Raw genomic sequence first — 13623 nt, 5'->3', positions numbered from 1 at the left:
AACAACGATAAAATCGCGATCACCCAGGGGAGACGATGCGCTACATACGTCCGCTTTCAATCGAAGATGCCGTCGGCACGCTGGCCAGTTCGGCCGGAACAGCCGCAATCCTGGCCGGAGGCAGCGACCTCCTGGTGAGAATGAAGGGCGGCTTCGTCGAGCCCGACCTCATCGTCGACATCAAGGCCGTCCCGGGACTCGGTGATGTACAGGAAACAGCCGAAGGCTTCAGGATCGGAGCCGCGGTTCCCAGTGCCGTGCTCGGCGAAAACACCGCCCTGAAGAAGGCCTGGCCCGGCGTGGTCGAGGCGGCCAGGCTGATCGGCTCCAAGCAGGTGCAGGGACGCTGCACCATCGTCGGCAACCTCTGCAACGCCTCGCCGGCGGCCGACAGCGTGCCGGCGATGGTGGCGGCCGGCGCCAAAGCAGTGATCGTCGGGCCGTCGGGCCGGCGCACCATCCCTGTCGAGACCGTGCCTGCCGGACCCGGCAGGACCACGCTCGCCAAAGGCGAGATCATCGAGGCGATCCTGCTCGACAAGCGTCCGCCGCACGCAGGCGACGCCTATCTGCGCTTCATCCCGCGCACCGAGATGGACATTGCGGTGGTCAGCGCCGGCGTGAACCTGACGCTCGACGAAAAGGGCGCCGTCAAGACAGCCCGCATGGCGCTGGGCGCCGCGGCGCCGACGGTGCTTCTGGTGGAAGAGGCTGCCGAAGTCCTCGTCGGCTCGAAGCTCGACGAAGCAACGCTGGAGCGGCTTGCAAAGGTCTGCTCGGGCGCCTGCCGCCCCATCGACGACAAGCGCGGCACCATCGAATTCAGAAGAAAAGTCGCGGGCGTGCTGGCCAGGCGGGCCGCCGTGACCGCCTATCAGCGTGCAGGAGGCAAATGATGGCCGGCGTAGCAGTTTCAACCACGATCAACGGCGATGCCGTCGAATATCTGTGCCAGCCCGACGAGACGCTGCTGGAAGTGCTGCGCGACCGTCTGGGCCTGACCGGCGCCAAGGAAGGCTGCGGCACCGGCGACTGCGGCGCCTGCTCAGTCATCCTCGATGGCCGCCTGGTGTGCTCGTGCCTCGTGCTCGGCGCCGAAGCCGAAGGGCGGCAGGTCGAGACCGTCGAGGGCATGGCGCATGGCGAGCAATTGCACCCGTTGCAGCAGAAGTTCCTCGAGCACGCGGCCCTTCAGTGCGGCATCTGCACGCCGGGCTTCCTGATCGCGGCGAAGGACCTGCTGGCCAAGAACCCCTCGCCGACCGAGGAGGAAATCCGCTTCGGCCTCGCCGGGAACCTGTGCCGCTGCACCGGTTACGACAAGATCGTTCGCGCCGTCCAGGACGCGGCCAACGTGATGCGGGGAGCCTGACCGATGAATTTCGATCCACGTTATTCGACGCGCAATTTCACGGCCGTCGGCACGCGCCCCATCCGCCCGGACGGCATCGACAAGGTGACGGGCCGCGCCCGCTACGGCGCCGACTTCAACATGGCCGGCCAGTTGGTCGGGCGCATCCTGCGCAGCCCGCACGCGCACGCCAAAATCAGGAAGATCGACACCTCGAAAGCTGAAAAGCTGCCGGGCGTGAAGGCGGTCATCACAGCAGCCGACCTGCCCGATCACACCAATGGCGACGCCGCCATGTACGACATCCTCGACAACTGCATGGCGCGCAAGAAGGCACTCTATGACGGCCACGCGGTGGCCGCCGTCGCCGCCATCGACGCCCGCACGGCAAGGCAGGCGCTGAAGCTCATCGAAGTCGACTACGAGGTGCTGGCGCATGTGACCGATGTCGACGAGGCGATGAAGCACGGGGCGCCGCTGATCAACGACGCCGTCTTTACCGAGGGTCTTGAGGAAAAGCCGGTCAAGCCGTCCAACGTCACCAAGCGCAGCCAGTTCGGCCATGGCGATGTCCACGCGGGCTTCGGCCACGCCGATTTCGTCGTCGAGCGCTCCTTCAGGACCGAGCAGACGCATCAGGGCTATATCGAGCCGCACGCTTGCGTGGCGAGCGCCAACGCGGACGGCACGGCGGACCTGTGGGTCTGCACGCAGGGCCATTTCGTCTACCGCCAGCACTGCGCCCAACTGCTCGGCATGGACGCCTCGAAACTGCGCGTCACCTCTTCCGAGATCGGCGGCGGCTTCGGCGGCAAGACCCACGTCTGGGCCGAGCCGGTGGCACTCGCCTTGTCGCGCAAGGCCGGCCGACCGGTGAAGCTGGTAATGACGCGCGACGAGGTGTTCCGCGCCTCCGGCCCGACAAGCGCCACCTCGATCGACGTCAGGATCGGCGCCCGCAAGGACGGCACCATCACCGCCGCCGAAGCGACGCTGCGCTATTCCTGCGGCCCCTATGCCGGCTCATGGGCCGAAGTCGGCGCCATGACCTCCTTCGCCTGCTACAGGCTCGAGAACGTCAAGACCGTCGGCTACGAGGTGCTGGTCAACCGGCCGAAGACCGCGGCCTACCGCGCGCCCTCGGCGCCGATGGCGGCCTTCGCGGTGGAAAGCGCGATCGATGAACTGGCCAAGATGGTCGGCATGGACCCGGTCGACTTCCGCATCAAAAACGCCGCCCAGGAAGGCACGCGGTCTTCCTACGGCCCGGTCTACGGCCCGATCGGCATCGGCCCGACGCTGGAAGCGGTGAAGAACCATCCGCACATGAAGGCGCCGCTCGGCAAGAACCAGGGACGTGGCATGGCTTGCGGCTTCTGGTTCAACTTCGGCGGCCAGACCTGCACCGACCTCAACATCGGCATGGACGGTTCGGTCTCGCTTGCCGTCGGCACCATCGACGTCGGCGGCTCGCGCGCCTCGCTGTCACTGATCGCGGCAGAGGAACTCGGCATTGCCTACGAGCATGTGAAGGCGGTGGTCGCCGACACATCGAGCCTCGGCTACAATGACATGACCGACGGCAGCCGCGGCACCTTCTCCACCTCCATGGCGACCATCTCGGCCGCCCGCAACGCCATCAGGACGCTGCGCGAGCGCGCCGCCCAGATGTGGGACATTTCCGTCGATGACGTCGCCTGGGAACACGGCCACGCGGTCGCCAGGGGCGAGAAGCACGGCAATCTCGGCAAGCTGTCGCTCAAGGAGATCGCCGCCGCGTCCGGCACGACGGGCGGGCCGATCGCCGGTCACAGCGAACTGGTCGCCGACGGCGCCGGCGTCTCCTTCGCCACCCACATCTGCGACATCGAGGTCGATCCCGAGACCGGCGCCACGCGGGTGCTGCGCTATACGGTGGTGCAGGATGCCGGCAAGGCGGTGCATCCGACCTATGTCGAGGGCCAGTACCAGGGCGGTGCGGCGCAAGGCATCGGCTGGGCGCTCAACGAGGAATATATCTACGGCAAGGACGGGCGGTTGCAGAATCCGGGCTTCCTCGACTACCGCATCCCGGTCTGCTCCGACCTGCCGATGATCGACACGCAGATCCTTGAAATCCCCAACCCCAACCACCCCTACGGGGTGCGCGGCGTTGGCGAGACTTCGATCGTGCCGCCGCTGGCGGCGATCGCCAACGCGCTGTCGAACGCGGCGGGCGTGCGCATGACGCACATCCCGATGTCGCCGCCGCGCGTTCTGGCCGCGCTCGAGGCCGCACGGGAAGGCTGATGGTCGAGGTCACGCTCTGGGGGTCGCTCGGAAGGGCCGCCGGAGGCACCAGCAAGCTCGATATCGAGGCCAAGGACATAAGGGAGCTGTTCAGGAAACTGGCTGAACAGCATCCCGGCCTCCAGCCCTGGATAGACCGCGGCATCGCCGTCTCCATCGACGGGACGATCTACCGCGACACATGGTCGAAGCAATTGCCGCAAGACGCGGAAATCTTCCTGCTGCCCCGTCTCGCCGGAGGATAAACGGCGCGCTGCAATTGCTTGTCGACGGCTTCGTCGATGTGCAGGAGGCTGATGGGGCAAAAGCAAACGGAAAGCATGCCTTCCGTATGGCGTCCGTTCAGACGACGAAGCGTATCGCGCGCTGGATGTCGAAGAAGTCGTTCGCCCGGAAGCGAAGCGTGCGCGGTGCGGGATGCTCGATGCCCGGATACCAGCTGCCCTTGAAGGCTTCGATCGGGGTGGTGAACTCGACGACGAGTTCGAAGCTGTCGGCCAGCTTCGGCAGGCATGTCGACAGATCGCGCGACAGCGCGGCCTCGACCGTCTCGCGAATGGCTTTCACCGACCCTTGCGGCGACAGCGAGGAGGTGGCCGGGCCGAAGCCCTGGCTGGTGGCGACGGTGGCAATGTCGGCAACCAGCGCCTTCGCCTCGCCGCACATGCCGGCGTCGCCCGACAGGAATGCCGACGGTACGCCGTAGCGAGCCGCGCAATGCGCGTTGAGCGTGTATTCGGACGCGATCTCGCCATTGAGGAACATCCTCGACACAGTGCCGGTCAGCGTGTGCGCCAGCGGATTGGTGTCGGTGCCGGCCTTGTTGTGATAGCCGGTGTAGAGGGCGGCGTCGAAACTCTCGTCGATGCCGAACATCATCGCATCGGGATGCCCGCTCCAGCCGCGGACGATACGCACGTAGTCGGGAAGTTTCGAAAGGATGAGATTGCGCGCCGTCGAATGGGCATCCTTGACAACGATCTCGGTGGCACCAGCGGCCCTGGCGCCCTCGCAGGCGGCCACCAGTTCGTCGGTCATGTATTCGCGGAACTCGGCGTATTCCGGATGCCCCTTGCGCGCCTCGTCCCAGTTGGTGATGCCTGCCGTACCTTCGATGTCGGCGCTGATGAAGACCTTCATGTCCCTGCCTTTCGATCTGGGTGAAATCCGTGCAGCTTCGGCGGCCATCACCGCCGCGACCGTTACCGGTCAGGCCGCCACTTCGGCGCGCCGGCGTTCCAGGAACATCGGCCCGACCCGGATGCCGCGGCGACCTTTCTCGTCGACCGCATCGAGTTCGAGGATCTCCTCCTCGTAGAGCAGGCCGTGCATGCGGAAACGGCCTGCATCGACCGGCTCGCACGTATGCGTGCAGAAATATTCGATCAGGCACTTCAGTTCACCATGGCTGTAGCTCAGATAGGTGATGTTGAAATCCGGACCGTATTCTCCCAGGTGCGGCGCGATCTCGGACGGGACCTTCTCCACCGGCAGGGTCTCGACGCGCAACCACTTCGCCCCCTTCCACGTCAGCGTGTCGGCTTCGGAGAAGGAGACGTTCATATGCGCATAGTCGGCCCCGCGGCCGTAGATGCGCCCGTCGATGACGAAGTCGTTGCCGGAGACGGGGCGGATCTGCAACGGCACGCCTTCCCCCATCAGATAGAGCTTCCCGTCCTTCCTCTTGACCTCGACGACTTCGCCGCTCGCCTCGTGCCGGTAGTGTCCCGGCAGGCTCGCGAACTGCTCTTCGCTTATGGCCGGCGCCTTCTGGTTGCGCTGCGGCATCCGGCCCATGCCCTGCTCGGCAAGCGCGATGCGCAGTCCGTCGCCCGCCAGCCGCGAGGCGATCTGGTTGGCGAAATCGAGCGTCGCGAAGACGAGGACACCGAAGCCGGCCCGCGGCAACAGTAGCATCTGCGAGGCGTAGCCATAGACCGCGCCGCCGTGGCCGACCGATGTCCACCCGTCCATGTCGCCGACGCCGAAGCACAGCCCGTAGCCGTTCAACGCCTTGTCGTGGCCGGCCGGGCGCTTGCCGACCGGAGTCCACATTTCGCGCAGCGAGGCGGGGCTGACGACGGCATGGCCGTCCGGCGCGAAACCGCCCCGCAGCAGGCACTGCGCATAGCGGGCCATGTCGGCGGTGGTGGAGAAGATGTTGCCTGCAGGTGAGCCGCCGAGGTTGAACACCGGCGCCGGGCTGTCGCCTTCCAACGTCCACATGTCGGCCGGCGCCAGCCTTTCGCGAATGCCCGGCGCCATGCCTGGGGATGTGTCCTTCATGCCGAGCGGCTTCAGGATGGTTTCGGTGATGTAGTCGGAGTAGCTCTTTCGCGTCACCCGCTCGATCACCATTCCGACCACCGCGATCCCGGCGTTGGAATAGTGCATGATGCCGGCGCTGGGATCCTGCTTCAGGGTTGAGGTGGCCAGTTCGGCGACCGTGTCGGCGAGCGGCGGCTTGTGCGAGTCGAGGTAGTGCCCGCTCTTGGGTTCGCGCACGATGCCGGCGGTGTGGCTCATCAGCTTGCGGAGGCTGATCTGGGAGCCGAACGGCCCGCTTTCGCGCCCGGCGAACGGATTGGTCGGCTGGAAGCCGGGCAGGTAGGTGGAAACGTCGACGTCGAGGTCGATCAGCCCCTTTTCGACCAGTTGCATGATGGCGGCGGACGTGAAGGTCTTGGTGATCGAGCCGATGCGGAAGCAGGTGTCAGCCTTCATCTCGAAGTGCCGGTCATGGCGCTGGATATGCCCGTCGCGCAGCAACCCGTCGCGGTCGACGAGCGCGTAGGAGATGGAGGGGATCGCCTTGTCCTCGACCTCATGGCGGATGAGGTCCTCGAAAAGCTCGATGGCGTTGTTGGAAAGCGAAGACACGACGGATACTCCCTGAGTTTCAGCTTGTATGGCGGGGATCGAGGATGTCGCGCAAAGCGTCGCCGACAAGGTTCCACGCCAGGACGAACAGGAAAATCGCGGCGCCGGGGAAAGCGAGCGTATACCAGTATTGGAACGGGTTGCCGGGCTGACCGACGATCCAGTTGCGCGCATAGGCGATGAACTGCCCCCAGTCGGCGTAGCCTTCCTCGGTGCCGACGCCGAGGAAACTGAGAGCCGAAGCGGTGAGCACCATCGAGCCCGTGGCCATGGTGGCGAGAACGAGCACCGGGAAGAAGGCATTGGGCAGGATGTGAAGCACGATCAGCCTGAGGTCACCGGCGCCGTAGCTCCGCGCCGCGTTCACGTAGTCCATCTCGCGGATGCGCAGGATTTCGCTGCGCACCACGCGCGCATAGCCCATCCAGCCGAAGGTCGTCAGCGCGATGGTGATCGGGCCGAGCCCCTTGCCGAGCAGCGCGGTGAGCACCATGGCGGCGATGAGGAACGGCACGGCCATGAACACGTCGACGATGCGCATCAGCACTTCGTCCACGACGCCCCCGTAGTAGGCTGCGAGCGACCCTATGATCGTCCCGATCAGCACCGAGATGGCGACGACGCCGAGGCCGATCTTGAAGGCTGTGCGGGTGCCCCAGACGACGGCATAGTAGATGTCGTATTGCCCTTCGGTGGTTCCGAAGGGGGATTCGGGCGAAGGCGGCTGCGGCGTTGCCAGGAAGCCGGCACGCGGCGTGTCATAGACAGACAGCTGGAATTCCTGCGGCGGTGCCAGCACCGGCGCGAATACGGCGACGAGGACGAACGCCAGGAGCAGGAGAAAGCCCAGCAGCGACATCGGATTGCGCCTGAGGTAGCGAAGCACCTTCATCGCGTCTTCACCCTCGGATCGAGCAGCGGATAGATGAGGTCGACGATGAGGTTCATCACTACCAGCACGACAGCGAAGTACAGGCCGAAGCCGAGCACGGCCGGAAAGTCCAGGTTGGCTGCGGTCTTGGCGGCGAACTGGCCGAGGCCGGTATAGTCGAAGATGGTTTCGGTGATGACCACGCCGCCCATCATGGTGGCCAGTTCCATACCGGCGATCGTGACGACCGGCAAAAGCGCGTTGCGACGGGCGTGATGCAATTCCACGACACGCCGCGGCATGCCCTTGGCACGCGCCGTGCGGACATAGTCCTGGCGCAGCGTCTCAAGCATTGAGGTGCGCATGATGCGCGTCATGTTGGCGATATTGACATAGGTGAGCGTGATGACCGGCGCCGCCAGGTGCCGCAGCGAATCGAAGAAGATCGCCAGATTGCCGTTGAGCAGGGCATCCACCGTGTTCGCCCCCGTGTAGCGGGTGAAGTCGGGCGACCGGACGACGGCCTGCGCCCACTGGCTGAGCCGGCCGGGCGGGAACCAGTCGAGTGCCGAATAGAAGACCAGCAGCATCAGCAGGCCGAAGACGTATACCGGGAAGGACCAGCCCAGGATGGTGAAGATGCGGATGACGTGATCGGGCCAGCGGTTGAGATGGATGCCGGCGCGCGAGCCGAGAAAGACTGCCAGCAGGAAGCTCGGAATGAAGGCGAGCAGGACCAGTTCCATCGTCGCCGGCAAAAGCGAGGCCAGCGCATGGGCGACCGGCTGGCGCGCGGTTTCTGACCAACCCAGATTGCCGGTCAGGATATTGCCGATCCAGCGCCCGTACTGGACGTAGAACGGATCGTTCAGCCCATACTGTTCGATCATCCTGCGGATGCTGTCCTGCCCGCCTTTGAGGAAGTCGGGCGACGGCGCGTAGGCGGCGAGCCGCTGCGTCGGCGACAGCGACATCTGCAGCGCGAACAGCATCAGCGAAAGGGCGAAGAGGACGACGGGAAGCATCAGCAGCCGTCGCAGAGCGTAATTCAGCACATCCGGACCCGCGGAGCGAGGGATTGGTCGGACTGCCGGGCGGCATTTCCGCCCGGCGCTTCGTCGACGTCGGTCAATCGGCCTTCTTGGTGATGGGATAGAAGTCCCAGGCACCGTAAAGGATCATGTTGTGCACGTAGCCGTCGATGTTGCTGCGCGTGACGATGTAGGAGAAGTCCTCCCAGAGGAACTGGGTCGTGGCGTATTCGTAGGACATTTCCTGCAGCTTGGCATAGATCGGCTCGCGCACGGCCGGATCGCTCGAAGCCCACGCCTCGTCCAGCAGCGGCTTGAACTTCTCCGTCATCAGGTCGCGGTAACCCTGGCCCAGCATGCCGCCGACAAGGCCCGTCGGGGACAGGTAGTAGGTCGCGGCGCCCAGCGGCCCGCCCGGATCGGAATAGTCCGGACCCCAGCCCATATAGGTCAGCGGCGAGGCGGGCTTTTCGCGATTGTTCAGCTTGTCCGAAACCGATGCCCACGGCAACGACTGGATCTTCATCTTGAACTTCGGGTTGATCCGCTGCAGGCCCTGCTGCAGCGCCGACAGCGCTGCCGTGCCAAGCGGGGTGCCTTCCTGCACATAGGCCGTGAAGGTGAAGCCGACGTCCCACAACTTGCCGCCGAACGCCTTCTTGAAGTGCTCGGCCGCCTTCTCCGGATCATAGGTGTAGATCGGCGAATCCGGCCGGTAGCCCATGATGCCGCGCACCGTCGGGCCACGCGCCTGCACGGTCTTGCCGAGCACCACGTCCTTGAGGAGAACATCGTAGTTCTGGGCGTAATTGAAGCCCTTGCGGACGTCGATATCGGAGAAGAAGTCCGGCGGGATGCCGTTGCCGTCTAGCTTGCCGCTGCCGATGGCGGAATTGTCGGCCTCGTCCAGCGGCCAGGCGAAATAGAGGCCGCGGCTGAAGACCTTGGGCAGGCCGTCGATGACCTTCACGCCCTCCGTCTTGCTGAGTTCGTCGAGGAACTCGACCGGCGTCGTCACGAAGTCGGCATCGCCCGAAAGCAGTTGCAGGCGCCGCGTCGTCCATTCCGGCACGGTGCGGATGACCACCCGCTCGAGCGAGGCGGGACCCATGAAATAGTTGTCGAACCGCTTCAGCGTGATGCGGCGGTCGGTGCGGTCCCATTGCTCGAGCATGAAGGGGCCGGTGCCGTTTTCCTCGGCGAACAACGGATCGGCCCCGACTTCGGGACGATAGTACTTCTTCCAGGTATCGCCGTCGCCGTCCCAGCCGCCGACCGAGGCCACCCATTCCTTGTCGACGATCGAGGCGCCGAACGGCAGGGCGAGAACCCCGAGCGTGGCGGGGAACGACTTCGGCAGCTTCAAGGTGACGGTGTCGCCCTCGACCGTGATCTGCGAGGCGAGTTCGTCATAGACCTTGCGCAGCGCCTCGGGGCTGGCCTCGTTGATGTCCTTCACGTTGCCGACGCTCTCGGCCCACTTGGCGATATCGGTGTACTTGCTGGCCGACACCACCTCGGTGATGGCGTTGGACATCCACGACTGCCCCATCAGGATGGCGCGCAGCAGCGAATAGCGCACGTCCTCGGGGGTGATCTCGCCGTAGCCCGGCTCGATCTTGGCCTTCTGCTCCTCGCTCAGCCCGTCATAGTACTCCCAGGTAATCTTGCCGTCGTCGCCCTTGACGCCGACCTTGTGTGCGTGGACGCCCTTGCGGATCGGGAAGGTGTAGCTGATCGAGCCGTCCGCCCCCTGCTTGATCAGCCCGTTTTCAAGGCTCGGCACCTCGGTCGAAAGAGACGGCACGAATTCGGATATCTGCGAGCCGTTGTAGTTGAGCAGCCGGCTATAGACGTTCAACACCCCGTAGGAACTCGGGGTGTTGGCAATGTAGGCGGGATCGAAGGATTGAACGTCGTCAGTCCAGAGAAAGACGAAGGTACCGGGATTCTTGGTCTCGGCGGCGGCAGGCGAAATCGCCGTGCCGACTCCCAGACACAAAGCCAATGCCAAAGCACGTTTCATGGAAATATTCCCCTACGATGGACACAGCAGTCTTCTTGTCGTTGCCTTCGAAGCTAGGAGGACGCTTGCATTGCTGTCCAATGCGTAGATAGGATCGGTTATGCGCGTTACGCATGAGGAAGCGGATGGAACTGGCGTGGTTCGAAGATTTTCTGGAGATCGTCGCGACCCGCAACTTCTCTACCGCCGCGGCATCCCGCAACATTTCGCAGCCGGCCTTCAGCCGGCGCATCAAGGCGCTGGAGGCCTGGGTCGGGGCTGAACTCATCGACCGCAGCACCTATCCGGTCCATCTGACCAACGCCGGCAACATGTTCGTCCCGCGCTGCCAGGAGATGGTGCGCGACATCTATCGCCTGCGCACCGACTGCCGAAACGCCGCCGGCGCCAGTTCGCAGCTGCTGACCTTCGCCGCCCTGCATACGCTGGCCATCTATTTCTTCCCCAACTGGATCAGCAATCCCGACATGCCCAGCGCGCCCATCAACAGCAGCATGCACACGGCCGATTTCCTCGAATGCGTGGAACACCTCTCTTCGGGCAAATGCGATTTCATCATCACCTACAACCACCCCGACGGGCCCCGGGTGCTGGGTGCAGGCCCCTTCGAATCACAGCAGATCGGCAAGGATCGTCTTGTTCTTGTCTCCGGCGTGGATTCGACAGGAGTACCGCTCTACGACCTCGATGCGCCGGAGGGCACCAGCATACCGTACCTCGCCTATTCCTGGAGCGACGGTTATCTCGGCAAGCTGGTCTCGCTCATCCAGTCGCGCTGGCGGCGGCCCCTCAACCTCAGCCTCGTCTATCAGTCGTCCCTCGCGGAGGGGCTGAAACAGATGGCCATCGCTGGCCGCGGCGTGGTCTGGCTGCCACAGATTTGCGTCCAGAAATCCATCGCCCAGGGCGAACTGGTGCAGATCGGCGGGCAGCAGATGACCCTAGAGATCGAGATCAGGATCTTCCGGCGCATCGGCGCACGCAGCCGCGACGGCGAAATCCTGTGGAAGCATCTGGCGCGGGTCGCCGAACAGGTCGGCGCCCGCAGCACCGTCGATCCGTCCCTCACCCTGCGCTGAGCGCCAATCGGGCCTGATCGCCTATGCGAAATCCGAGACAGCGATGCATAGTTTGCATAACCGCCGACGACCGCCCGCGCAGGGGCGGATTTCGGCGGATTTGCATGGGCACCTTCGGCGTCCGCCGCTATTGACAAGCCGCAAGGTCATTGCGTTCGATGGTGGCAGACGCGATCCGTTGCGCCGGGAGTTGCTATTGTCCGTCCAATCTGTCGCCACCGCGAGCCTTCCCGACGGCGTAATCCTTTCGGTTGAAAACCTGGAAGTCTGTTTTGCCGCGAGCGCGGCGAATCCGGTGCGTGCGGTTCGTGGCGTGTCGTTCCAGATCGGTCGCGGCGAGACGCTGGCGCTGGTCGGCGAATCCGGCTCCGGCAAATCCGTCACCGCCATGACGGTGATGCGCCTGACCGAGTATGACGGCGCCAAGATCACCGGCGGGCGCATCCTGATGCGGCTGAAGGACGGCGGCATCACCGACCTGACGCAGCTTTCGGAAAAGCGCGTCGAGGCGTTGCGCGGCTTTGAGTTCTCCATCGTCTTTCAGGACCCGATGTCGAGCCTCAATCCCGTCTTCACCATAGGCGACCAGATTTCGGAGGTCGTCATGCGGCATCAGGGCAAGTCCGCCCGCGAGGCGCGCGCCATAGCGCTCAACGTGCTCAAGCTGGTGCGCGTGCCGGACGCCGCGCGCCGGCTCGACCAGTATGCGCACCAGCTTTCCGGCGGCATGCGCCAGCGCGTCATGATAGCGATGGCGCTGGCCTGTCGCCCCTCGCTGATGATCCTCGACGAGCCGACCACTGCCCTCGACGTCACCATCCAGGCGCAGATCCTGGATCTGGTGCGCGCGCTGCAGCGCGAGATCGGCATGTCGGTGCTCTTCATCACCCACGATATGGGTGTCGTCGCCGAGATCGCCGATCGCGTCTGCGTCATGCTGAAGGGCGAGATCGTCGAATCGGGTCCGGTGAACCAGATCTTCGCCGCGCCCCGGCACCGCTACACGCGCGCCCTCATCTCGGCCGTGCCGCGGCTCGGCAGCATGGCCGACAAGGACGCGCCCGAGAAATTCCCGCTCGTCATCTACGATGCGGAAACCGCCGAGCCGGAGGCCGCCCTATGACCGCCGGATCAAGCGCGGCCGGAAAAAAGCCTCTGATCGAGGTCCGCGACCTCGTCACCCGCTTCGATCTCAAGGGTGGGACGTTCGGCGGCATTTCAGGACGTGTACACGCCGTCGAGCACGTTTCTTTCGACATCTTCCCCGGCGAGACCCTGGCGCTGGTCGGCGAATCCGGCTGTGGCAAATCGACGGTGGCGCGCAGCATCATGCAGCTCGACAAACCGCTGTCCGGCTCCATCCGCTACGACGGCAAGGAGATCATTGGCGCGGGGCGGACCGCCCTCGCCGCCTTTCGCCGCGAGGTGCAGATGGTGTTCCAGGACCCGTTCTCCTCGCTCAACCCGCGCATGACGATCGCGCAGGCGCTGACCGATCCGATGCGCGTTCACCGCATCGCGTCGCGCGGCGACCTGCGGCAGCGGGCGGCGGACCTGCTGGCCAAGGTCAACCTGCCGGCCGAGCATCTCGAGCGCTACCCGCATGCCTTCTCCGGCGGCCAGCGCCAGCGCATCTGCATTGCCCGTGCGCTCGCGCTCGACCCGCGTCTCGTCATCGCCGACGAGGCGGTCGCCTCGCTCGACGTGACCATCCAGGCGCAGGTCATCAACCTCTTGATGGACCTGCAGCGAGACATCGGCATCGCCATCCTTTTCATCAGCCACGACATGGCCGTCGTCGAGCGCATCGCGCACCGCGTCGCCGTCATGCATCTCGGCGAGATCGTCGAGATCGGCGACCGCCGCTCCGTCTTCGGCAATCCGCAGCATCCCTATACGCGCAAGTTGCTGTCGACGGTTCCGGTCGCCGACCCGACGAAGCGGCCGATCGGCCGTGAGCCGATGTCGGACGAGATTCCCAGCGCCGTGCGCGGGGTGGATTTCGTGCCCGTCCATCTGCCGATGAACGCGGTCTCGCCGACGCATTTCGTGCGGCAGACCGCGCCGTCCTGACGTCGCTGCGGGCGGCGACTGCT

Annotated in this window: 12 protein-coding genes; 7 read left to right on the top strand and 5 right to left on the bottom strand. The window is 64.9% G+C overall.

The features are described 5' to 3' along the window. Positions 1–35: 35 nt before the first annotated feature. Genes FGU64_RS19480 through FGU64_RS19465 form a run of 4 tightly spaced genes read left to right on the top strand, consistent with a single transcriptional unit; the run spans position 36 to position 3885 of the window. Positions 36–896 (top strand): xanthine dehydrogenase family protein subunit M, encoded by an 861-nt coding sequence (locus tag FGU64_RS19480; RefSeq protein ID WP_139954657.1) that lies wholly within the window; start codon positions 36–38, stop codon positions 894–896. Further along, the gene (locus tag FGU64_RS19475; protein ID WP_139954656.1) at positions 896–1372 is read left to right on the top strand and encodes a (2Fe-2S)-binding protein; all 477 of its coding nucleotides are present in this window, start codon (positions 896–898) and stop codon (positions 1370–1372) included. The genes FGU64_RS19480 and FGU64_RS19475 overlap by 1 nt, the downstream gene beginning before the upstream one ends. Positions 1373–1375: 3 nt before the next feature. Further along, positions 1376–3640, top strand: a complete 2265-nt coding sequence (locus tag FGU64_RS19470) for a xanthine dehydrogenase family protein molybdopterin-binding subunit (RefSeq protein WP_139954655.1) — start codon at positions 1376–1378, stop codon at positions 3638–3640. Beyond that, on the top strand, positions 3640–3885 hold the full coding sequence (locus FGU64_RS19465) for a MoaD/ThiS family protein (RefSeq protein WP_139954654.1): 246 nt from the start codon (positions 3640–3642) through the stop codon (positions 3883–3885). Before FGU64_RS19470 ends, FGU64_RS19465 begins: the two co-directional genes overlap by 1 nt. 97 nt (positions 3886–3982) lie before the next feature. Here the strand turns inward: FGU64_RS19465 and FGU64_RS19460 are convergent, their stop codons facing one another. The 5 genes from FGU64_RS19460 to FGU64_RS19440 form a co-directional block, all read right to left on the bottom strand. Further along, on the bottom strand, positions 3983–4780 hold the full coding sequence (locus FGU64_RS19460; RefSeq protein WP_139954653.1) for a M55 family metallopeptidase: 798 nt from the start codon (positions 4778–4780) through the stop codon (positions 3983–3985). Between the two features lie 69 nt (positions 4781–4849). Next, on the bottom strand, positions 4850–6520 hold the full coding sequence (locus tag FGU64_RS19455; RefSeq protein ID WP_139954652.1) for a serine hydrolase domain-containing protein: 1671 nt from the start codon (positions 6518–6520) through the stop codon (positions 4850–4852). 19 nt (positions 6521–6539) lie between these two features. Further along, the gene (locus FGU64_RS19450; RefSeq protein ID WP_136358644.1) at positions 6540–7412 is read right to left on the bottom strand and encodes an ABC transporter permease; all 873 of its coding nucleotides are present in this window, start codon (positions 7410–7412) and stop codon (positions 6540–6542) included. Continuing rightward, the gene (locus FGU64_RS19445) at positions 7409–8416 is read right to left on the bottom strand and encodes an ABC transporter permease (RefSeq protein WP_246671154.1); all 1008 of its coding nucleotides are present in this window, start codon (positions 8414–8416) and stop codon (positions 7409–7411) included. The genes FGU64_RS19450 and FGU64_RS19445 overlap by 4 nt, the downstream gene beginning before the upstream one ends. Before the next feature lie 103 nt (positions 8417–8519). After that, positions 8520–10448, bottom strand: coding sequence for an ABC transporter substrate-binding protein (locus tag FGU64_RS19440; protein WP_139954651.1), 1929 nt, complete (start codon positions 10446–10448; stop codon positions 8520–8522). A 113-nt stretch (positions 10449–10561) separates the two neighbouring features. On the opposite strand from FGU64_RS19440, the gene FGU64_RS19435 reads away from it, so the two are divergent. From FGU64_RS19435 to FGU64_RS19425, 3 genes are all read left to right on the top strand, one after another. Continuing rightward, the gene (locus FGU64_RS19435; protein ID WP_246671153.1) at positions 10562–11527 is read left to right on the top strand and encodes a LysR family transcriptional regulator; all 966 of its coding nucleotides are present in this window, start codon (positions 10562–10564) and stop codon (positions 11525–11527) included. Positions 11528–11822: 295 nt separating this feature from the next. Beyond that, complete coding sequence (locus tag FGU64_RS19430) at positions 11823–12650, top strand: ABC transporter ATP-binding protein (RefSeq protein WP_230978782.1); 828 nt, start codon at positions 11823–11825, stop codon at positions 12648–12650. After that, complete coding sequence (locus tag FGU64_RS19425) at positions 12647–13600, top strand: ATP-binding cassette domain-containing protein (protein WP_139954648.1); 954 nt, start codon at positions 12647–12649, stop codon at positions 13598–13600. The genes FGU64_RS19430 and FGU64_RS19425 overlap by 4 nt, the downstream gene beginning before the upstream one ends. Positions 13601–13623 lie beyond the last annotated feature (23 nt).

The sequence above is a fragment of the Mesorhizobium sp. 8 genome, from assembly GCF_006351905.1.
In the GTDB taxonomy this organism is placed as follows: domain Bacteria; phylum Pseudomonadota; class Alphaproteobacteria; order Rhizobiales; family Rhizobiaceae; genus Mesorhizobium; species Mesorhizobium composti.
The sequence above is the reverse complement of the archived record's forward strand: the minus strand, read 5'-3'. Positions and strand labels throughout refer to the sequence as shown.